The organism is Arthrobacter sp. PM3, from assembly GCF_003352915.1.
Taxonomy (GTDB): Bacteria; Actinomycetota; Actinomycetes; order Actinomycetales; family Micrococcaceae; genus Arthrobacter.
This window is the reverse complement of the sequence record NZ_CP022314.1, coordinates 2982909-3003427: the sequence shown is the minus strand read 5'-3', so window position 1 is coordinate 3003427 and position 20519 is coordinate 2982909. Positions and strand designations below refer to the sequence as shown.

The window sequence follows — 20519 nt, the reverse complement described above, 5'->3', positions numbered from 1 at the left end:
CGTGCGTGCATGCAAAAGGGGTGGCCACCGTGGTGACCACCCCCTCAGCGTGTCTGGCTAATGCCTGACTGGTGCCTGACTTTCGTCGGACTGGTGTCTGACTAGGAACCGACGCGGAAGCGCGTGAAGGCAGTTCCCTTGACGCCGGCCTCTTCGAGGACCTGGGCGACGGACTTCTTGGCGTCCTTGGCGAATGCCTGGTCAACGAGGACCTCGCCCTTGTAGAAGCCGGTAACGCGGCCTTCGACGATCTTGGTCAGCGCAGCTTCGGGCTTGCCCTCAGCCTTGGCGGTTTCCTCGGCGATGCGGCGCTCGGACTCGACGAGCTCGGCCGGAACGTCCTCGCGGGTGAGGTAGTTCGGAGCCATGGCGGCGATGTGAACGGCGACGTCGTGCGCGGCGGTGGCAGCTGCTTCGCCTTCGCCGTCAACAGCGAAGAGGACGCCGACCTGGGCCGGGAGGTCCTTGGAGGTCTTGTGCAGGTACGCGTCGACCGTGGCACCCTCGATACGGGAGATGCGGCGGACAACAACCTTCTCGCCCAGGACGGCGCCTTCTTCGACGACGACCTCGGACAGCGGCTTGCCGTCGACCTCGGTGGCCAGCAGTGCGTCGAGGTCGGCAGCGCCGGACTCGACAGCGACGGCCAGGACCTTGTCAGCCAGCTGGATGAACTTGTCAGCCTTGGCGACGAAGTCGGTCTCGCAGTTGACTTCGATCATCACGCCGACGCCGTTGGCGACCTTGGCGGCGACCAGGCCCTCGGCGGTGGAGCGGCCTTCGCGCTTGGTGGCGCCCTTGAGGCCCTTGATGCGGATGATTTCGATGGCCTTCTCGGCGTCACCGTTGGCTTCGTCAAGAGCCTTCTTGACATCCATCATGCCGGCGCCGGTGCGCTCGCGCAGAGCCTTGATATCAGCGGCAGTGTAGTTCGCCATGTGAACCCCTCTGTCTAGAAATTTATGTGGTGTACGGACCGACAGGACGGCTGCTCACCTGGTGAGCGGCCATCCTGTCGGTACCCCCTACGCCGCAGGCAGCGTGCGGGGAGATCCAGATTTACTTGTCTGCCTACTTGGCTTCCGGTGCTTCGTCAGCAGCCGGGGCCTCTTCGGCAGCCGGAGCAGCCTCAGCGGCGGGCGCTGCGGCAGCTTCAGCCTTGTTGCCTTCGAGGAGCTCGCGCTCCCACTCGGCCAGCGGCTCTTCCGGAGCTTCCGTGGTGCCGGTGGCGCGCTGGTTGCGGGCGATCAGGCCCTCGGCAACGGCGTCGGCGACAACGCGGGTCAGCAGGTTGACGGAGCGGATGGCGTCGTCGTTGCCCGGGATCGGGAAATCAACTTCGTCGGGGTCGCAGTTGGTGTCCAGGATGGCAACAACCGGGATGTTCAGCTTCTTGGCTTCGTCGACCGCGAGGTGTTCCTTCTTGGTGTCAACGATCCACAGAGCGGACGGAGCCTTGGTCAGGTTGCGGATACCACCGAGGTTGGATTCCAGCTTGGTGAGTTCGCGGCGAAGGAGCAGCAGTTCCTTCTTGGTGTAAGCGGAGCCGGCGACGTCGTCGAAGTCGATCTCTTCGAGTTCCTTCATGCGCTGAATGCGCTTGGAAACGGTCGAGAAGTTGGTCAGCATACCGCCGAGCCACCGCTGGTTGACGTACGGCTGGCCAACGCGGGTGGCCTGCTCGGCGATGGCTTCCTGCGCCTGCTTCTTGGTGCCGACGAAGAGGACGGTGCCGCCGTGTGCAACGGTGGCCTTAACGAACTCGTAGGCACGGTCGATGTAGGACAGCGACTGCTGCAGGTCAATGATGTAGATACCGTTGCGCTCCGTGAAGATGAAGCGCTTCATCTTCGGGTTCCAACGGCGGGTCTGGTGTCCAAAGTGGACGCCGCTGTCAAGCAGCTGGCGCATGGTTACGACGGGCATGCCGACGCTCCTTCCGGCAGGTCATTCATGAGAGAGCCTGCGGCCCTCTTACCCTGCCAATAGTTGACGGTTGTTTAGCAGGTACCCGGGGCGGGCACTGCTCCTGGCATCCACTGCGCTTCCCATCCGTACCGTCTGGACTTGCCAGGTGGAACGGACCGCAGGAGGCACAGTCCTCCGCAGCCGAAAGTTTGCTTCTGATGAGGAGGGCTGGATACGCGTAGTCAGCCGCTGCTCCCCCGCACCCCTGAATGAGGCGTGCCGGCTTCGACCATCTCGGTTAACGCGATGAACTAGCGTGAGGGCACAGCAAACTGCTCCACCAAGTGTACTACAGCGGCCCCGCCCCGATGGACGGTTCCGGCCGGTCCGCCAGGCGGGGAATCCGGGTTATCCACATAGCCGGTTTGGGCCGTATCGGCGGCCCGGGTGCTGCGGGAGGCTGGGGGCATGAAGATCTTCCCCCGCTTGCCGGAATCAGTTCTGGCGGCATCTCGTTCGACACCGTTCCGGTCGGCGACGCTTCTATCGGCGCCGTTCCTGACAGTCGTGCTCCTGGTCGCGCCCTTGGCCGCGCTGCCGGAAGGCCCCGCGCTTGCATTGCGCGCGTCCCCGCCCTCCGGCCGTGCGGGCGCCGGGGGTTTCGGGGCGCCTTCGATGGCAACCCTCGGCCCCGCCCGGGCCGGGCCCGCCCCCGTGTCCGGCTGGGGCTGGCCGCTTAGCCCGCGCCCGACCCTCCTGCGCGCGTTCGATCCGCCGGCCAGGCCGTGGCTCAGTGGTCACCGGGGTGTCGACTTGGCGGCGGCCAACGACGGCGCGCCGCTCCTGGCGCCGGCAGCCGGGACCGTGGTGTTTGTGGGATTTGTCGTCGACCGGCCAGTGATCACGTTGGACCACGGCAACGGGCTGCGCAGCAGCTTCGAACCGGCATCCAGCGAACTGGCGGTCGGGGCCTCGGTGGCAGCAGGCGGGGTCCTCGGCCACGTCCGGGCCGGCCATTGCGGCCCGTCACCGCCCTGCGTGCATTGGGGCCTCCGGCGGGGCGACGAATACGTGAATCCGCTGGCGTTCGTGATGGATCTCAGGCCGTCCGTGTTGCTGCCGCCCCTCGCGGCCGGCGCCCCGGGGCCCGGCGCGCAAGCCGCCGCGCGGGCACGTCTGCCGGGCGGAGCGGGACCGGCGCGGTCCCGGCCCGCACTGCCGCGGCGGCCACGACGGCCACGACAGCCGGTGCGGCGGCGCGGTGTGACGCCGGGCGCGGATCAGACGATCGCTGAGATCCCGGTGATCGCCCGGCCGGTGACCAGGGTGTTGATTTCATGCGTGCCCTCGTAGGAGTAGATGGCCTCAGCATCAGAGAAGACTTTGGCCATCTCGAAGTCCGTCACGATTCCGTTGCCGCCAAGGATGCTCCGGCCCAGAGCCACGCTTTCGCGCATGCGTGCGGTGGTGAACGCCTTGGCCAGGGCTGACTGTTCGTCCTTGGCCTGCCCGGCATCCTCGAGCTGCGAGAGCCGCACCATCATGCCCATGGAACTGACCGCGTTGCCGAGGATCTGGACGAGCTGGTTCTGGACGAGCTGGAAGGAGGCGATCGGGCGGCCGAACTGGCTGCGCTCAACAGCGTAGCGCCGGGCGACATCGAAGGCTGCGAGCTGCTGCCCCACCGCCTGCCACGCCACGGCGAGTCGGGTGACCTTGAGAACCTTGTTTGTGTCCCGGAAGCTGTTGGCGTTGGCGAGCTTGAAGAAGTCCGGCACGATCACGTTCTCGAGCGTGATGTCGGCGTTTTGGACGGTGCGCAGCGAGATCTTGTTCTCAATCTTGCGGGCGCTGTAGCCTTCAGTCGCGGTGTCAACGAGGAAGCCCTTGACCTGGTTGTCGTCGACGTCACGGGCGTAGATGACCACCCAGTCAGAGAACGTGGCGTTGCCGATCCAGCGCTTGGCCCCGTTCAGGATCCAGTTCCCGCCTTCGCGCCGCGCCGTGGTACGCGTGCCGCCGGCGACGTCGGAACCGCCCAAAGGCTCGGTCAGGCCGAAGGCCCCGATCTTCTTCAGCGAGTAGATGTCCGGGAGCCAGGCATCCTGCTGTTCCTGCGAGGCCAGGGCTTCGATGGAGCCGGTAAAGAGCCCGTCGTGGACCCCCATGAACGTCGCGATCGACGTGTCGGCGCGGGTCGCTTCGGCGTGCAGGATGCCGGCGAACAGGTTTGAGTAGCCCTGCCGCCGGACCGGGCTGACGAGGTCGATTTCGGCGAGTTTCGGGATCAGGTCCATGGGGAAATCGGCGCGGTTCCAGCAGTCAACGGCAATCGGCTTGACCTCGCGGGCGAGGAACTCCCGGACCTCAGCCAGCCTGTCCTGTTCCTTGGTGCTGAGCAACTGCTCGAACGCGAAGAAATCACCGTCAGCGTAGGGCAGGTTGTTAATGTCGATGGCAGCTTTGGACATGATGTTCCTTCACTTGTGATCAGCGGCGACCAAAAGAACGAGGGCTTCGCGCCGACGATATGTTACTGACCAGTAACTTACTCCTTTTCGGGGAGGCCTGCAAGTGAGGGGGCACACGAAAAAGGGAGCCGCGGCCGACGTCGAACGTCGGCCGCGGCTCCCTTGGATGCGGCACTCCCGGCACGGGGACTCCCGCAGCATCGTAGGGCTACTCGGACTTGAACCGAGGACCTTAGGATTATGAGTCCCGCGCTCTAACCAGCTGAGCTATAGCCCCCTGCGCCCGGAACCACGCCGGCCCCGCAGGGGCCGGACCGGATCCGGGCAAAAACACTCTAGCAATAGTAAACGCATCACACGCGCAGGCGGCCAGCACCGCCCGCCCGGTTAGACGACCAGGTCGTCGTAGCTGGCGCCCCTGTAGATGTCCTCGAACGTCTGCAGCGTGCGCGCGATGCCGTGGCTTTCCACCATTTCGCGGCTGGTTTTGCCCATGGCCTCACGCTCGTCCGCCGGCAAGGACAGCACGAGCGCCAGCTTCGCGGCGAGGTCGTCGCTGTCGTTCGGCGTGAAGAGGTAGCCGTTTTCGCCGTCGCGCACGAGGTGCGGCAGCGCCATCGCGTCGGCCAGCAGCACCGGCGTCGACGCCGACATGGCCTCCAGCGTCACGAGGGACTGCAGCTCGGCCGTGCCGGGCATGCAGAACACGTCGGCTGCAATGTAGGCCTTCCGTAGGTCCTCGTCGCTGGCAAGGCCCAGGAACGTGACCCGGTCCGTCAGCCCGAGCCGGGCCACCTGGGCTTCGAGGGCCGGGCGGACTTCGCCGCCGCCGACGATTTCCAGGTGGATGTCCAGTTCCTTGGGCGTCTTGGCGACGGCGTCAATCAGCACGTCGATGTGCTTTTCCTCGGCCAGCCGGCCAACGAAAAGTGCCGTAGGGCTGTCGCGGCGTTCCTGGCTTTCGTCAGGATGGAGTTCGTAGGCGGCGGCGTCGATGCCGTTGGAGAGCGGCAGGACCTTGCGGAGGAAGGCGTGCTGGTGCATGGCTTTGGCGGCCAGCGGCGTGGGCGTGGTTACGACGTCGGCCTGGCCCATGACTTTGCCCATGTCCCGCCAGGAGATCCGGCCGATGATGTTCTTGAACCACTGCGGGAACGGCAGGAAGGGGTTCAGGTTTTCCGGCATGAAGTGGTTGGTCGCCACCACCCGGATGCCGCGCTTCACCGCCTCGTACAGGACGTGTTCGCCGATCATGTAGTGGCTCTGGATGTGCACGACGTCCGGCTGGATGCGGTCGAACAGCATCCGGATTTCCTTCTTGGTTTCCCAGGGGAAGGTGATGCGGAAGTACTCGTGGGTCGGCACGGAGTGGGAGCGCAGGCGGTGGATGGTGCCCTCGTCGCTGAACTCGCTGAAGCTCGGGCCTTTGCCGGGACGGCAGGCCAGGACGTGCACGTTGTGTCCGCGGCCGGTCATGCCTTTGGCGAGCCGGTAGCCGAACTGGGCGGCTCCGTTGACGTCGGGCGGGTAGGTGTCAGCGGCGATCAGGATGGTCAGCGGGGGCTGGTGGTCGGACATGGTCACGTGAGGAGCTCCTGGTGGTCACTGTCGGGCAGCTGGGTCGATGGTGGCCGGCTGGCTGTCGGCGCAGGCGCGCCGGGCCCGCAGCCGAAGTCTGGACTGACCCCCTAGGACCGGCCCGCGGCCTTCCGCGCTTCTTTCTTGCGCTTGGTGACTTCGGGGTGGTGCCTGGAGAGGGCTATGACTCCCACGATAGCAAGGGATGCGGCTGTCCCCATGGCAATTGCCATGACGGGCTGGACGTCGGGACGCAGTTCTCCCAGAATTACGATGCCGATCGCGATGCCCACGATGGGGTCGATCACGGTCAATCCGGCAATGACCAGATCCGGCGGCCCGCTGGAATAGGCGTTCTGCACGAACCAGGATCCCAGGACACCGGCGGCCACGATTGCCACCACGCTGTACCACGGCACGTTCAGCAAAAACTGTCCGTTCGGGTCCAGCAGATGCCTGCCGATGATGCGGGTCAGGACGGCCACGAAGCCGAACAGGACGCCGGCGCCCAGGATATAGACGAAGGCGCTCATGCGGTGTTTGAAGAGCAGGGCCAGCGTGCCGAAAAGCCCCACCGCCAGGGCCAGGAGCAGGACGATCGTCAGCTCGTCCTCGCTGCTCACGTTGTGGTTTTCCTGGGTCACGTTGACGGCCAGCACCACGAACAGCGCCGATCCTGTCACGCAGGCCGTGATGGCCACAATGGTGGCCCGGTTCATGCTCAGGCCCTGGTCCTTGGTGTTGACCACCGTGGTGATCACGAGGGCGATGGCACCGATCGGCTGCACCACGGTCAGCGGTGCCATCACGAGGGCGACAGCGTTCATGGCCATCCCGGCGCCGAGCAGCAGGAGCCCGAATACCCACCGGGGATTACGGACCAGCCGCAGCAGGCCGTGGGTGCTCAGCGCCAGTCCGCCGGTATCGGCCTTGACGGCACTCCCCTGCCGTTGGGCGCCGAACGCCAGGCAGAAGGCACCGGCCACCGCAAGCAAAACCGCAAGCCAGACCATCAGTGGGTGCCGCCGTCGTGCGTCCGGAGCTCGCGGCCCTTGGCGATGATGGCCCAGACGTAGTTGTAGGCCGCGATCCAGTGCCCCACGAGTCCCAGCCCCAGGAAGATCCACGCGACGGAAGCGTAAGCGTCCGCGCCGGGCACGGGCAGCTTGGACAGCACCAGCAGCGGTGTTCCCACCAGGAGCAGGCCGGTGCGGATTTTCCCGATGCGGCTGACCGGCAGGTCCGGGTGGCCGTGGAAATAGAACACTGACAGGGCCAGCAGGACCGCATCCGGGATCAGCAGTGCCGCGAGGTACCACCACTGGACGACGCCGGCGATCACGAGGGTGACGGCCACGGCAATGAGGGAAAGCCGGTCGGCGATGGGGTCCATGACCCGGCCGAGGTTGGTCATCTGGTTGAAGCGGCGGGCAATGTAGCCGTCCACCCAGTCGGTGCTGGCCATGATGGCGAGCACGAGGGCGCCGTAGCCGTATTCGTGTTCCGAGAGCACCAGCCAGATAAACAGCGGGACGCCCAGGAAGCGGACCACGGTGAGGACATTGGGGACCGTGAAGACGGCGTCGCGGTGGACGAGGGGCTGCCCGGGACGGGCGCCAGCGCCGATGAATTTCATCGATTCCCCCTTTCCGTGGACGGCAACGGTTTGGCGATTGGGTTCAGGGGTCTGCCTAGCCCTTGATCAGTTTGCGCACCAGGACCGCGAGCGCGGCTGCCGAGGCGGCCAGCACCGCGAGCGGCTTCCAACGGTCCTTGAGCTGTCCGGCCAGGGTCTGCCCGTCAGCTGATGAGCCCGCCGACGCCGTCGAAGACCGGACGGTGGAACGGAAGCCGGCGATCTTGGTGTTTAGCTGGTCTTTGCCCTCCTGGAGCCGGGCAAGGGTGACAGCCAGCAAGGCACGGGCCTGGGTTTTGATGTCAAGTTCCCTGCCGAGCTCGTCCCTGACGCCGGTCAGGTGCGTGCGCCGCTGGTCCAGCCGGTTCAGCAGCTCGGATTCGGTGGGGGCGGGTCCGAGATCGGGTTGGGCGGCAGCCTTGGCTTCCTTCTCCGCCTTCGCCTTGGCGGCTGCGGCCTCCTTGGCGGCCTTCGCGGCCTTGTACTGTTCGGAGTTCGGGTCCAGGATCGCCGCGTCGAACGCGGAGCCTTCCTTCGCGATGCCGAGATCGTACTTGAGGCCGCGGATGGTCTCCTCGGGAACGAGCGGCAGGGCGGCCTTGAACTTGTTGACCCCGATGAGGGCGCCGATGGCGGCGATGATGAGGAACACTGCGCACACCAGCAACGCGGCGAGCCACGCCGGCATGATCGTGGCGAGACCCATGATTGCGGCGACGATCAGGCCGACCGCCAGGAACGCGACGAAGACGACGGCGACGGCGAGGAAGGCGCCGGCGACGCCGACCTGAGTCCCCTTGCGCTTGAGTTCGGCCTTGGCCAGCGCAATCTCGTCACTGAGCTGCCGGGGCGCAAGCTTGAAGATCATCTTCAGGGTTTGTGGCAACGCCGAAATGCGCAAGCCGCCCCCTGTCCCGCCGCTGTGACGTCCGCTCATCGGTCCCGCCTAACTGGTGCCATCCGTCGTTCCGCTTCCGCGGGCTTGCCGGGTCTGGACAGCTGCGCACAGACCCCGGTGTCAAAACTATCATTTCGGCTGTTGGAGGGACTTTTCGGCCAGGGTGTGGCGCGCCCGTCCGGCCGCCCTCCGGCCGTCCTGCCGGGCCCTAGGATGGACCTCTGTGAGCACACCCCCCAATCCCGGTGATTCCCTGAGCCGCCGTCGTAAATTCCTTTACATCCTGACCCTGGGGGCTTTAACTGCCCTTGGACCGTTCACGGTGGATCTTTACCTGCCGGCGTTCCCGGCGCTGGAAGAGAGCCTCGGGGTGTCTGCGGCCGCGGTGCAGCTGACACTAACCGGGACCACCGTGGGATTCGCGCTGGGGCAGCTCGTGGTGGGGCCGCTGAGCGACAAGTTCGGCCGGCGGATGCCCCTGATTCTCGCCACGGCGCTGCACATCACCGCATCCCTGGGCGCCGCCCAATCCACCGACATCGCCACCCTGGGCTTCTTCCGCGTCCTTATGGGTGTCGGGGCCGCCGGGGGCGGTGTTGTGGCCATGGCGATGGTGCGCGACCTGTTCAGCGGCTACGCGATGGTGCGGATGTTCTCCCGGATGGCCCTGGTCAACGGCCTGGCACCGATCCTGGCCCCGGTGATCGGCTCACAGCTGCTGCTCCTGATGCCCTGGCCAGGCATCTTCCTGTTCCTGGCCGCCTACGGCACCTGCGTCATCATCGCGGCCGTGTTCGTGATCCGCGAGACCCTGCCCCCGGAGCTGCGCGGCAAGTCCGGGCTGACCGCCCGCCAGCGCTACAAGGTGCTGTTCTCCGACAGGATCTTCGTGGGCCTGCTCCTGGTGGGCGGCATGAATTTCGCTGGTCTGTTCACGTACCTGTCCGCGTCGCCGTTCCTGTTCCAGAACGTCTACGGCTTCACGCCCCAGCAGTACGGGCTGCTCTTCGGGATCAATTCCCTCGGCATCGTGGCCGGTGTCCAGACCAGCGCACGGCTGATCAAGCGGGTCCCGCCGCAGTGGATCCTTGCCGGGTCCACGGCCTGGATGTTCCTCATGGCCGTCCTGATCGTCATCTTCGACCAGCTGGGCTTCGGGCTGTGGGGGGTCGTGGTGCCGCTGTGGTTCTACATCCTCGGCGCCGGCTTCACTTTTCCCACGGTGCAGGTGCTGGCCCTCGCCAAGCACGGCGCCCAGGCCGGAACAGCCGCATCCCTGCTCGGCGCGGCAACGTTCATGATGGCGGGCCTGATCTCCCCCGTGGTCGGGTGGCTCGGCGTCGGATCCGCAACCCCCATGGGCGCGGTCCAGGCAGCCTGCATCCTGTTGGCGGCGGCAGCCCTGTGGCTGATAGTGCGCCCCAGCACCGTGCCCCCGATCCAGTAGGCCGGCCCCGACCCTCGGAGACCGGGCCCACGGGACATGCCCATTCTTCGCGGACGGCCCGCGGGACATGCCCATTTTTTGGCGCCGACCCCGGCCCGCCGCGACCCGGCTCGCGGGACATGCCCATTCTTCGCCCGCACCCCCATGGGACATGCTCATTTTTGGCGCCCAGGAGTGGACATACGGGTGTCATGTCCGCTGGCCAGGCCCAGCATTGAGCATGTCCTCTGATGAATGCTGCCACCATTGAGCATGCTCCCCTCGGCCGCGACCACCGCTGAGCATGTCCCACACTGGATCCTGCCACCACTGAGCATGTCCACCCCGGTTTCCGCCCGCGGCATCGGGCGTTCGGGCTCCTGCCTGCGGATACCCTGTTCCGCGCACGTGACGGGCGATAAAGTTGTTTTGTGCCCGATTGGCAGGAACCTCAGCCACTTCCGGCCACGTGGCAGCGGTGCGATGCCGGGATCCTGCCCCTGTGGTGGGAACGCCTGTGCAGTCAGACCAGCGCGCAATCCGCTGCCATGTACGCTGCCGGCCTGTTCACCGAGGACCGGCGCCGCCCGATTGCCCAGTGGTACAACCCGGCCTACGACTCCGCCCTACTCGTGGCTCCGGAAACCTCTCCGGAGTGGCCCGTGCAGCGGTTCGGCATATTCTATGCACCCCCGGGCGGCGGGTTCACCCAGGTGCACTCAGCGCCGCATGAATGGCATCCGCGCGAGCCACGCAAGTCCCCCACCGAGCAAGAGGCCTTCGAGGCCGCCGTCCTCGAGGCCCAGCGCTTCCTCCAGGTGGAGATGTACTTCGTCTGACCCGGACCCGAACCGCGCCACTCGGGCGACGGGGCGCATAAAACGCAGGAAACAGCAATAAACGCAGGAAAGAAAAAAGGTCCCGCGGCCGGTTTTCACCGGCCGCGGGACCTGTCCGCTCCTCCTGCTGGACTTGAACCAGCAACCCTTCGATTAACAGTCGAATGCTCTGCCAATTGAGCTAAGGAGGAATGAAGCAGGTATGACATTAGCAAAGGTTTTGTCGGTAGGGAAATCGGCCGCGGAACCAGTGCGGGACCGCACCGGAATACCCCCTCCGGGTATAAAAAATGTCCCCGTCCCGGAAGCCCGGAACGGGGACTGTGCGCTCCTCCTGCTGGACTTGAACCAGCAACCCTTCGATTAACAGTCGAATGCTCTGCCAATTGAGCTAAGGAGGAATGAAGCGGGTATAAGCCTAGCAAACACCGGCCCGGGAAACGAAATCGGCGGCTCAGGCGTCCGAGCGCAGGGCCCGCCGCTGCATCTCCAGCTGCATGAGTTCGCGGTTCAGCCGTTGGAAGTCCTCGGGATGGGCCGAGGCGTCCAGTCGCTGCAGCTGCCCCATCTTTTCGGCCTTCACCCGGGTGATCTGGAGTTCGAACAGGCGGGCCAGGATGTCCCGGCAGTAGCGCTGGACGGCCTCGGGCGTGCTGGCCGGCAGCGGCACCACGGCGAGCTCGGAGACAAGCGGGCGCAGCGGCTCCGGGACCTCCTGCAGGAGCTGCTCCACCCAGCGCACGGGGTCGCCGGTGAGCCCGATCCCCGTGGCCCGGATGGCCTCGTGGATGGCGAGGTAGGCCGGAGTGGAAAACCGCGCCGTGGAGAACCGTTCCCAGGTCTCGCCCTCCAGCATGCCCGGTTCCTGCAGCGCGACCTCAAGGGCCTGCCGCTCCATCGCCGCGACGGGGTCCCGGGGATCAGGCCGGTTGAAGGACGGCAGAACGGCCGACGGCGGCAACGGCGCAACGCCTGGCCCACTGCTTGGGCTGTGGCGCTGCCCGGCACCCTGGCCGGTGCTCTGGCCATGGCTGCCGCCCGGTCCAGCCGGTCCAGCCTGTGCGGCGCGCTTGGTGGCGGCGCCGACCGCCCTGCTGACTTCCTCGACCGGCATGCCGAGCCAGCCGGCCAGCTCCCGGGCGTAGGCCGGCCGGATGCCGGCGTCGCGGATTTGGGCCACCACGGGCGCGGATTCACGCAGGGCGGCGATCCGGCCCTCCACAGTGTCCAGGTTGTGCCGTTTGAGCGTGGCGCGGATGGCGAACTCGAACAGGGGGCGGCGGCTCCCGATCAGGTCCCGGACCGCGGAGTCACCTTTGGACTGGCGGAGGTCGCAGGGGTCGGCGCCGCTGGGTTCGACGGCCACGAAGGTTTGCGCGACGAAGCGCTGGTCCTCCTCGAAGGCACGCAATGCCGCTTTCTGGCCGGCGGCGTCGCCGTCGAACGTGAAGATGACTTCTCCCCCGCTGCCGTCGTCGGAGAGCAGCCGCCGGGCGATCTTGATGTGCTCGGTGCCGAAGGCGGTGCCGCAGGTGGCGACGGCCGTCGGAATGCCGGCCAGGTGGCAGGCCATGACGTCGGTGTAGCCTTCGACCACCACGAGCTGGCGGTCCTTGGCGATGGTGCGCTTGGCGAGGTCGATGCCGTAAAGAACCTGGGACTTTTTGTACAGGGCGGTCTCGGGGGTGTTCAGGTATTTCGGGCCTTGGTCGTCCTCGTACAGCTTGCGGGCGCCAAAGCCGATGGTGTCGCCGGCGATGTCCCGGATGGGCCAGATCAGCCGGCCGCGGAAGCGGTCGTAGATGCCCCGGTTACCTTCGGAAAACATGCCTGTCAGCTTCAGTTCGGCGTCCGTGTAGCCGCGGCCGCGGAGGTGCTTGAGCAGCGAGTCCCAGCCCTGCGGGGCATAGCCCACGCCGAACTGCTCCGCCGCCGCACGGTCGAAGCCGCGCCCATAGAGGAAGTTCCGGCCCTCGGCGGCACCCGGTGTCAGCAGCTGGGCCCGGAAAAATTCGTCGGCTACCTTGTGCGCGTCCAGCAGCCGCTGGCGCCGGCCGATGTCCTCCCGATTCGGCCCGGAGCCGCCGTCCTCGTAGTGCAGTTCAAAGCCGATCCGGTGGGCCAGCTTTTCCACGGCCTCGTGGAAGGAGATGTGGTCCAGCTTCTGGACGAAGGAAATGACGTCCCCGTCCTCGCCGCAGCCGAAGCAGTGGTACCGCCCGACCTGGGGGCGGACGGTGAAGGATGGTGAGCGTTCGTCGTGGAAGGGGCACAGGCCCTTGTAGGACCCCAGCCCGGCCCCCTTGAGCGTCACGTAGCTGTCGACGACTTCCTTGATGTCGGTGCGCTGGCGCACTTCGTCGATGTCTTCACGTTTGATCAGGCCGGCCACAGTGCCATCCTAGTCCCCGGGTACGACGCCGACCGGCGGCTTACGGTGCCCGTCACCACAGCGGCGGCAGGCTGCCCACGAGGCGTTCGTACATGGCCAGCGCCGAGCCGTCCGTCAGCGACGCGACCTGGTCGATCACGACGCGCAGCCGTGCGGCGTCGTCCGCCGCGTCAAGCCAGTCGGCGGCGAACATCGGCTCCAGGTGGCGGTCCTCGGTGGCGCTGAGCGCGGTGACGAGGGCGTGCAGGACTTCCCGCTGGCGCTCGTAGATGGGCTGCCGGTGCTCGGTGGTCATCACGAAAGTGGTGGCCAGGCCTTTCATCACCGCGATTTCCATGACGGTCTCGTCCGGGACGATCAGCTCCGCGTTGTAGCGGGTGAGGTGGGCGGGTCCATACAGGGCGCGGGTGGCCTCCAGCGCGCTCTGGCAGAACCGGCCGATGAGCTGGCTGGTCATGTCCTTGAGCGCGGCCATGGCCTTGCGGCTGCCGTCGGCCTCCCGGACCCAGACGTTCGTTGCCTCCAGCCGGGCCAGCGCGGCGTCGATCGCGGCGGGGTCGTTGTGCGGCAGGTACCACTGCTTGGCGTAACCGACGACGCGGGCGCGGTGGTCCGGGTTATCCATCCAGCGCAGCTGGAAATGGCCTGCGACGATCGCGTCCTCGACGTCGTGCACCGAGTAGGAGATGTCGTCCGCGAGATCCATGACCTGCGCTTCGAGGCAGGACCGGCGTTCCGGGGCGCCGTCACGGATCCATTCGAAGATCGGGAGGTCGTCCTCGTAGGCGCCGAACTTGCTGGTCCGTTCCCCGTGGATCACGGGCGCGTTCACGGCCGACCACGGGTATTTGGCGGCGGCATCGAGGCTCGCCCGGGTCAGGTTCAGGCCGGCGGGCCGGCCGTCGGCGGCCAGGACCTTCGGTTCCAGCCGGGTCAGCAGCCGCAGCGTCTGGGCGTTTCCTTCGAAGCCGCCGATCGCGTGCGCGACCTCGTTGAGGGCCGCTTCGCCGTTGTGCCCGAACGGCGGGTGGCCGAGGTCATGGCTGAGGCACGCCGTGTCCACGACATCGGGGTCGCAGCCGAGCGCCCGGCCGAGTTCGCGGCCCACCTGGGCCACCTCAAGGCTGTGGGTGAGCCGGGTCCGGACGAAGTCGTCGGTGTCCGGGGCGACGACCTGGGTCTTCGCCCCGAGCCGGCGCAGCGCCGAGGAGTGCAGGACCCTCGCCCGGTCGCGCTCGAAGTCCGACCGGTAGGTGCTCTTGGGCGGCTCCTCGACCCACCGCTCCGCGTCGCGGGAGGTGTAGCCGGCCAGGACGGGGGCGGCGGTCCGGGCCTCAGCCACCGGAGACGTCCAGTTCGGCGAAGGAGATGTCGCGGGTCTGTTCGTCATCCAGTGTCCGGTTCAGCAGCCAGTCCTTGGGCAGGGCGGGTTTCTTGGGCGAGCCGGCGCGGCCGCGCGGGCCCTCGGCGTCGGCCCCGGGGTATGGGGAGCCGAGGTCCAACTGGTCCAAGGTGGCGCGCAGCACTTCAAGGCTGGTGACGAGGGCCAGCTTGGTCCGCAGTTCGCCGCCGACCACGTACCCCTTGAAATACCAGGCGATGTGCTTGCGGATCTCGCGCAGGGCCTTACCTTCGTCCCCGAAGGTCTCGACCATGAGCTCGGCGTGCCGGTACACGCTCTCAGCCACCTGGCCGAGGTCGGGCCGGTACCGCTGGTCGCTGCCCTCGAACGCGGCCATGAGGTCGCCGAACAGCCACGGCCGGCCCTGGCAGCCGCGCCCGACGACGACGCCGTCCACCCCCGTTTCGCGCACCATCCGGACCGCGTCCTCGGCGGACCAGATGTCCCCGTTGCCGAGGACAGGAATGTCCGGCAGCGCCTCGCGGAGACGGGCGATGGCGGACCAGTCGGCCTGGCCGGAGTAGAACTGGGCGGCCGTGCGGCCGTGGAGGGCGACGGCGGCGACCCCGGAATCGCGGGCGATCCGGCCGGCGTCGAGGTACGTCAGGTGGTCATCGTCGATGCCCTTGCGCATTTTGATGGTCAGCGGGATGTTGCCCTTGGAGGCTTCCTTGACGGCCGTCTGGACGATCGAGGTGAAGAGGTCGATCTTCCAGGGCAGGGCCGAGCCACCGCCGCGCCGCGTGACTTTGGGGACGGGGCAGCCGAAGTTGAGGTCGATGTGGTCTGCCCGGTCTTCTTCGACCAGCATCCGGACGGCCTGGCCGACGGTCACGGGATCCACGCCGTAGAGCTGGACGGACCGGACTTTCTCGTCGTCGTCGTGGGAAATAATGCGCAGCGATTCCGGGGTGCGCTCCACCAGGGCACGCGAGGTGACCATCTCCGCCACATACAGGCCGCCGCCGTATTCACGGCACAGCCTGCGGAAGGCGGAGTTGGTGATGCCGGCCATGGGGGCCAGGATCACCGGCGTGTCCACGGTGATCGGGCCCAGCTGCAGGGCCGGGAGTTCCAGCTTGGGGGCGGGAGGGGTTGCTACGACAGTCACCCGACCATTGTCTCAAAGCCGGGCAAATCGGTCAGATCCGGCCCCGGCTATGTGGAAAACCCGGCCCGGGCGGCCCCCGACCGGACGCTCCCGGAGCCGGGTTCAGTCCCGCAGGGCGGCCCGCCGCCCGCGGCGCGTGGCGGGCCCCGCACCGGCGTCGTCCGTCCCGGCCCCTCCAAAGCCGCCGGCCTGTCCGGCCCCGACCAGTTCGGCGGGCCGCTCTACGGGCCGCCCGCCCGGAACTGCGGCGGCGGGCGCTGCCGCGGGCAACGCGGCACCGTTCCTGGTCCCGGTGGCCTTGACCACCAGCACGGCGATCAGCGTGGTGACCGGCACAGCGAGGACAAGGCCCACCGAGCCGACGAGGGTGCGAATGACTTCCTCAGAGAGTTCGGCGCTGGTCAGGGCGTCCCCGAGCGGCCGTTCATAGAGCATGACCAGGATCAGGACGGGCAAGGCCGCCCCGGCGTAGGCGAACGCAATGGTGTACACCGTGGACGCGATGTGGTCACGGCCGATCCGCATCCCGGAGGCGAAGAGTTGCCGGGCACTGGTGTCGGGGGCGAGCTCCCACAGTTCCCAGACCGCGGACGACTGGGTGATGGTGACGTCGTTCAGCACGCCAAGCCCGGAAATGATGAGCCCGCAGAGGATGATGCCGGAGATCGAGATGTGGTCCGAGATGTTGGTCAGCGTGGCGGCGTCGTGGCTGCCCACGCCGGCCAGATTTGCGGCGTCGGTGGCCCAGGCCGCCAGCAGCGCCGTGATGGCGAGGCCGAACATGGTGCCCAGCAGCGCCGTCGACGTCCGGGCCGAGAAGCCGTGGGCGAAGTACAGCACCCCGATCATGATGACCGTGGAGCCGACGAGCGCCAGGAGCAGCGGCGGTTTCCCCTCGACCAGCCCGGGCAGCATGAATGAGACGAGTACAACATAGGCGCCGACGAGCCCGATCAGTGCCCGCAGGCCGCGCCAGCGCGCCACCGCGATGACCACGACGGCGTACAGGACCGCGAGCAAGATGATGGGCAGCGTCCGGACGAAATCGACGAAGACGTAGGCCGGGGCGCCCTGGTCCGGGGACGCGCCCTGGGCCTGGGAGAGGTTCAGGTAGCGGATGCTGTCGCCGGGTTTCACGCCGTGGGACTTCGCAATGTCGGGGTTGATCACCACTTTCACCGGGTTGCCGCCCTTGTCCGGCTCTGTGTAGGCGAAAGTGCACTGTGAGCCCTGCTGCGGGGGCTGCACGGCGGCGCCGGCCTGGGGTTCCGAGCAGTTGCCGACGACGACCCGCTGGATTTTGCCGGTGTCGAATGACACACCGGGCGCGGCCGCGTAGGGGCTGGCCAGTGTGATGCCCTCTTTGCTGCCCGAGGGCCACAGGACGGCCATGGCCGCCAGGGTCAGCAGGGTCAGCGGGATGAGGATGGCGGCGAGGATCCAGTTGGCCTTTCTCCGGGCGGCCAGCATCCGGGGTGTCGGTTCCGCAGGCTCGGTGTGGGAGTGCGAGTGTCCGGCGCCCATCAGCAGTTCAACCTCATGGCGAAAATTCTACGGGGCGGGGTCGTCCCCGCCGCGCAGATCCAGCCGTGCTCGTCGCGCCTCCGGGCTCAGGCGGGTGCGATGTTCTGGTTGATGTGGAAGAGGTTCTGCGGATCGTACTTGGCTTTGATCTCGCGCAGGCGGGCGTAGTTCGGGCCGTAGTTCTCCGCGATCCTGGGGGCGTCATCCCCGTCCATGAAGTTGATGTAGCCGCCGGGTGCCGAATAGGGCCGCAGCGCGGCAGCGTAGTCCCGCACCCAGGCGATATTGGCCTCGTTTTCTGCGGGGTCCGTCCACTGCCCGGCGATCACGGGCGAGAATTTCACGTTCCGGTTCGCGAACGCCGTCTCCGTGGCGCCCACCCGCTGGACGGCACCATCAATGGGGTAGATGTGCACGGCGGTTTGCACGCTCGGAACCCTGCTGCCGTGTTCGATGTGCGCGGCGATGGCGCCGTCGTTGAGCTCCGCCAGAAAGTCAGCTTTCCAGTAAGCCTGCATACCCGGGGGCTGCAGCGGGTCAAAAGCCGTGTTCAGGGCGGTGTAGGGCATTGGCCCCACCATGGATCCCGCCGCGGGGGCGACGTCCAGGAACGGCTGCCAGCGTGCCGGACCTTCCGCCGGGTCGCCGGTCCACATGCCGACGATGACGCACACCGGTTTGCCATGCCATTCCTCCGGCAGGAACGGCACCGGCGGGCCCTGATGGAAGCCCAGGAACGCGCCAAACTCCTCAGGGGCGGAAGCCATGTGATCCCGGTAGAACTTCGCGACCGTCTCCGCGTGCTCGACGGGATAGATGATGATGCCGGCGTGGACCATGTCCACGGGATGCAGCTTGTACTCAAAGGACGTCACGACGCCGAAGTTCCCGCCGCCGCCGCGTAGCGCCCAGAAGAGATCGTCGTTCTCGCGTTCGCTGGCGGTGAGGAACTTCCCGTCGGCGGTGACGACGTCGGCCGATAGGAGGTTGTCGCAGCTGAGCCCGTACTTGCGGCTCAGGTAGCCCATCCCGCCGCCGAGGGTCAGCCCGGCAATGCCGGTCGAGCCAACGATGCCGCCAGGAGTTGCCAGCCCGAAAGCGTGGGTCGCGTGGTTGAAGTCGGCCCACGTGGCACCTGACTCCGCGCGCGCCGTGGCTGCTGCGGGATCGACCCGGACGCCGGTCGTGTTTGAGAAGTCGATCACCAGGGCGTCATCCCACGTGCCGAAACCCGGGGCGCTGTGCCCTCCCCCACGGACCGCCAGGTCCAAGGCGTTGTCGCGGGCGAAGTTGACGCAGGAGATGACATCGGCCACCTGGGATACCCGCACCACCGCTGCCGGCCGCTTATCGATCATTCCATTGAACACCGCGCGAGCGGCATCGTATTCGCTGTCGCCGGGCGCGACGACCTGCCCGCGGACTTGCTCGCGCAGGCTGTCCAAAGATGTTCCATTCATTTTCTATACCGTCGATTTCGTCGTGAGATCCGACCCGGACGGTTCTGAGCGCTCCCAGCCGGCGTAACGCCCGGAGGTTTACCTCCACAGGCCTACTCCTCCCGCATTCGGCCGTCAAGGGCACATGCAGGACGCTTCAGGCGGCCGCACCCATCTCCTGGTGTCTCGGCTCCGAATCCACAATAGGCGGCACCGGCCTTGACGGGCGGGGGCCGCAACCTAGGGTTGAGTATTGACGGACATAAGGACGGGAAGGACACACGCGTGGGCATCCGCACCCCAGACGACCGCGAACCGGAGGCACGCCGCTCCGGGCCCGCCGCCAAGGCCGTGCTGACCGTCGCCGAAGCCGCCGGGCAGACCCGCGGCGTCGCCCTGGTCCTGCACGGCGGACGCGCGGACAGCTATGAGCCGGTCCGGGGCCGGCACTTGAGCCCGGCCCGGATGCTGCCCTTTGCCCGGGATCTGAACCGGCAGGGCGGCCCGCATGGATTGGCGGTGTGGACCCTGCGCAACCGGTACCGCGGCTGGAACGGGGAGGACATGTCCCCCGTTCAGGACGCCCGCTGGGCGCTTTCCCGAATCAGCCGTGAGCATCCAGGGGCGCCGGTGTACCTGCTGGGCCATTCCATGGGCGGCCTTACGGCCTTGTGCGTGGCCGACGATCCGCAGGTGCAAGCGGTGGTGGCGCTCGCGCCCTGGCTGGACCGCACCACCCCGGTCGCGCCCGTCGCGGGCCGCCGGATCCTGATCGTCCACGGCACTGCCGACCGCTGGACCAGCCCGGCCAGGTCCTTGGATTTTGCCCGGCGCGCCGACGGCGTCGCGGCCTCCGTTGACTATGTCGCCCTCACCGGCGCCGGGCACTTCATGTTCCGCCGGGTGGCCCTGTGGAACGCTCTGGCGCGCGACTTCATCCTGGATGCCTTCGGCGCGGACACGGGAGCCGACGTCGCCGGCGCCACGGACTCGATACGCAGCGCATTGCGCGGCTCCTCACCCACGGCCGGCTCGCGCCTGCCGGTGGTGCTGTGATGGCGCCGTTCCCGCTGGCGGCCTTCCTCGCCAGCCTGCCGTGGGTGATCGCCGGGCTCGTGGTCCTGCTGGCCCTGACGTTTGCCGTCGCGGTCCGGCAGAACCGCCACTCGGTCATTGACACTGTCTGGGGCCTTGGCTTCGTGGTGGTGGCCGCAATCTCGTGGCTGCTTTCCGCCGGTCATGGCGACGCCGGCCGCAGGCTGCTGCTCCTGGCCCTCGTGGCCGTGTGGGGCATCCGCCTCGCGGTCCATATCGGGGCGCGGGCCCGCGGCGGCCATGAGGACCCGCGCTACGTGGACATGCTCGCCGCGGCACCCGGGTCGCGGAACATCTACGCCCTGCGCCGGGTGTACCTGCCTCAGGGCCTGGTGATGTTCTTCGTTTCGCTCACCATCCAGGTGGGCATGTTCGCGACCGGAGCGCTGGGCTGGCTGGCATTCATTGGGGTCCTGCTCTGGATTGTGGGCTTCGTGTTCGAGACGGTCGGGGACTGGCAGTTGGCGCAGTTCAAGGCCGACCCGGCCAGGCGCGGGACGGTGCTTAACACCGGGCTGTGGCGCTACACCCGCCACCCGAACTACTTCGGCGACGCCGCCGTCTGGGCGGGGCTCTTCCTGGTGGCCGCCGACTCGTGGCCCGGTGTCCTGACCATCCTGTCCCCCGCCCTGATGATCTGGGCCCTGGCGGGCCGGACCGGGAAACCCCTGACTGAAAAGGCGATGTCCGCGCGGCCCGGTTATAAGGAGTACATCGAGTCCACCTCCGGCTTCCTGCCGCTGCCGCCCCGGCGGCGCGCAGGCGGGCACTGAGGAGGCGGGCACCGGGATGGCGGATCC

At 67.4% G+C, this 20519-nt stretch carries 17 protein-coding genes and 3 tRNA genes; 5 read left to right on the top strand and 15 right to left on the bottom strand.

Features of this window, described 5'->3' with window-relative positions; translation table 11 throughout:
• Nucleotides 1–101: 101 nt before the first annotated feature.
• Nucleotides 102–938, bottom strand: a complete 837-nt coding sequence (gene tsf / locus CFN17_RS13660; protein ID WP_208748318.1) for a translation elongation factor Ts — start codon at nt 936–938, stop codon at nt 102–104.
• Between the two features lie 133 nt (nt 939–1071).
• A complete protein-coding gene (gene rpsB / locus CFN17_RS13655; protein ID WP_208748317.1) occupies nt 1072–1926 on the bottom strand; it encodes a 30S ribosomal protein S2 in 855 nt (284 codons plus the stop codon).
• 450 nt (nt 1927–2376) lie between these two features.
• Here rpsB and CFN17_RS20090 point away from each other — a divergent pair, with 450 nt between their 5' ends.
• Nucleotides 2377–3261: a M23 family metallopeptidase gene (locus CFN17_RS20090; protein ID WP_208748316.1), complete on the top strand. Its 885-nt coding sequence runs from the start codon at nt 2377–2379 to the stop codon at nt 3259–3261.
• On the opposite strand, the gene CFN17_RS13645 is transcribed toward CFN17_RS20090, so the two are convergent.
• The 6 genes from CFN17_RS13645 to CFN17_RS13620 all read right to left on the bottom strand — a co-directional run bounded on the left by CFN17_RS13645 (nt 3189) and on the right by CFN17_RS13620 (nt 8530).
• Nucleotides 3189–4379, bottom strand: coding sequence for an acyl-CoA dehydrogenase family protein (locus CFN17_RS13645; protein ID WP_208748315.1), 1191 nt, complete (start codon nt 4377–4379; stop codon nt 3189–3191). The genes CFN17_RS20090 and CFN17_RS13645 overlap by 73 nt on opposite strands.
• A 203-nt stretch (nt 4380–4582) precedes the next feature.
• Nucleotides 4583–4656: transfer RNA gene (locus CFN17_RS13640), tRNA-Ile, on the bottom strand.
• A gap of 110 nt (nt 4657–4766) precedes the next feature.
• Nucleotides 4767–5957 carry a glycosyltransferase gene (locus CFN17_RS13635; protein WP_208751497.1) on the bottom strand — a complete coding sequence of 397 codons (1191 nt, stop codon included), beginning with the start codon at nt 5955–5957 and terminating at the stop codon, nt 4767–4769.
• A 110-nt stretch (nt 5958–6067) separates the two neighbouring features.
• On the bottom strand, nt 6068–6970 hold the full coding sequence (locus CFN17_RS13630) for a DMT family transporter (RefSeq protein ID WP_208748314.1): 903 nt from the start codon (nt 6968–6970) through the stop codon (nt 6068–6070).
• Nucleotides 6970–7593 carry a CDP-alcohol phosphatidyltransferase family protein gene (locus CFN17_RS13625; protein ID WP_208748313.1) on the bottom strand — a complete coding sequence of 208 codons (624 nt, stop codon included), beginning with the start codon at nt 7591–7593 and terminating at the stop codon, nt 6970–6972. The genes CFN17_RS13630 and CFN17_RS13625 overlap by 1 nt, the downstream gene beginning before the upstream one ends.
• Nucleotides 7594–7648: 55 nt before the next feature.
• Nucleotides 7649–8530 (bottom strand): phage holin family protein, encoded by an 882-nt coding sequence (locus CFN17_RS13620; protein ID WP_208748312.1) that lies wholly within the window; start codon nt 8528–8530, stop codon nt 7649–7651.
• 184 nt (nt 8531–8714) lie between these two features.
• Between CFN17_RS13620 and CFN17_RS13615 the strand changes: the two genes are divergently transcribed.
• Entirely contained in the window at nt 8715–9938 is a 1224-nt protein-coding gene (locus CFN17_RS13615) for a multidrug effflux MFS transporter (protein WP_208748311.1), read from the top strand.
• 410 nt (nt 9939–10348) lie between these two features.
• Nucleotides 10349–10756, top strand: a complete 408-nt coding sequence (locus CFN17_RS13610) for a hypothetical protein (protein ID WP_208748310.1) — start codon at nt 10349–10351, stop codon at nt 10754–10756.
• Between the two features lie 118 nt (nt 10757–10874).
• Here the strand turns inward: CFN17_RS13610 and CFN17_RS13605 are convergent.
• The 7 genes from CFN17_RS13605 to CFN17_RS13575 all read right to left on the bottom strand — a co-directional run bounded on the left by CFN17_RS13605 (nt 10875) and on the right by CFN17_RS13575 (nt 18645).
• Nucleotides 10875–10947, bottom strand: a tRNA-Asn gene (locus CFN17_RS13605).
• A gap of 137 nt (nt 10948–11084) precedes the next feature.
• Nucleotides 11085–11157 (bottom strand) — tRNA-Asn (locus CFN17_RS13600).
• Nucleotides 11158–11210: 53 nt separating this feature from the next.
• A complete protein-coding gene (gene dnaG / locus CFN17_RS13595; RefSeq protein ID WP_208748309.1) occupies nt 11211–13148 on the bottom strand; it encodes a DNA primase in 1938 nt (645 codons plus the stop codon).
• A gap of 52 nt (nt 13149–13200) precedes the next feature.
• Complete coding sequence (locus CFN17_RS13590; RefSeq protein ID WP_208748308.1) at nt 13201–14490, bottom strand: deoxyguanosinetriphosphate triphosphohydrolase; 1290 nt, start codon at nt 14488–14490, stop codon at nt 13201–13203.
• On the bottom strand, nt 14483–15661 hold the full coding sequence (dusB, locus tag CFN17_RS13585) for a tRNA dihydrouridine synthase DusB (RefSeq protein WP_208748307.1): 1179 nt from the start codon (nt 15659–15661) through the stop codon (nt 14483–14485). The genes CFN17_RS13590 and dusB overlap by 8 nt, the downstream gene beginning before the upstream one ends.
• 102 nt (nt 15662–15763) lie before the next feature.
• Nucleotides 15764–17185, bottom strand: a complete 1422-nt coding sequence (locus tag CFN17_RS13580) for a YibE/F family protein (RefSeq protein ID WP_208748306.1) — start codon at nt 17183–17185, stop codon at nt 15764–15766.
• A gap of 86 nt (nt 17186–17271) precedes the next feature.
• Nucleotides 17272–18645: an FAD-binding oxidoreductase gene (locus CFN17_RS13575; protein ID WP_208748305.1), complete on the bottom strand. Its 1374-nt coding sequence runs from the start codon at nt 18643–18645 to the stop codon at nt 17272–17274.
• 270 nt (nt 18646–18915) lie between these two features.
• Between CFN17_RS13575 and CFN17_RS13570 the strand changes: the two genes are divergently transcribed.
• A complete protein-coding gene (locus CFN17_RS13570; protein WP_208751496.1) occupies nt 18916–19680 on the top strand; it encodes an alpha/beta hydrolase in 765 nt (254 codons plus the stop codon).
• Complete coding sequence (locus tag CFN17_RS13565) at nt 19680–20492, top strand: DUF1295 domain-containing protein (RefSeq protein ID WP_208748304.1); 813 nt, start codon at nt 19680–19682, stop codon at nt 20490–20492. Before CFN17_RS13570 ends, CFN17_RS13565 begins: the two co-directional genes overlap by 1 nt.
• Nucleotides 20493–20519 lie beyond the last annotated feature (27 nt).

Bases quoted from the DNA above. Each gene is read 5' to 3' on its own strand.
- CFN17_RS13645 (WP_208748315.1), bottom strand. From the start codon at position 4,379: ATGTCCAAAGCTGCCATCGACATTAACAACCTGCCCTACGCTGACGGT.
- CFN17_RS13580 (WP_208748306.1), bottom strand. From the start codon at position 17,185: ATGGGCGCCGGACACTCGCACTCCCACACCGAGCCTGCGGAACCGACA.
- CFN17_RS13625 (WP_208748313.1), bottom strand. From the start codon at position 7,593: ATGAAATTCATCGGCGCTGGCGCCCGTCCCGGGCAGCCCCTCGTCCAC.
- tsf (WP_208748318.1), bottom strand. From the start codon at position 938: ATGGCGAACTACACTGCCGCTGATATCAAGGCTCTGCGCGAGCGCACC.
- CFN17_RS13635 (WP_208751497.1), bottom strand. From the start codon at position 5,957: ATGTCCGACCACCAGCCCCCGCTGACCATCCTGATCGCCGCTGACACC.
- CFN17_RS13630 (WP_208748314.1), bottom strand. From the start codon at position 6,970: ATGGTCTGGCTTGCGGTTTTGCTTGCGGTGGCCGGTGCCTTCTGCCTG.
- CFN17_RS13565 (WP_208748304.1), top strand. From the start codon at position 19,680: ATGGCGCCGTTCCCGCTGGCGGCCTTCCTCGCCAGCCTGCCGTGGGTG.
- CFN17_RS13620 (WP_208748312.1), bottom strand. From the start codon at position 8,530: ATGAGCGGACGTCACAGCGGCGGGACAGGGGGCGGCTTGCGCATTTCG.
- CFN17_RS13575 (WP_208748305.1), bottom strand. From the start codon at position 18,645: ATGAATGGAACATCTTTGGACAGCCTGCGCGAGCAAGTCCGCGGGCAG.
- CFN17_RS20090 (WP_208748316.1), top strand. From the start codon at position 2,377: ATGAAGATCTTCCCCCGCTTGCCGGAATCAGTTCTGGCGGCATCTCGT.
- rpsB (WP_208748317.1), bottom strand. From the start codon at position 1,926: ATGCCCGTCGTAACCATGCGCCAGCTGCTTGACAGCGGCGTCCACTTT.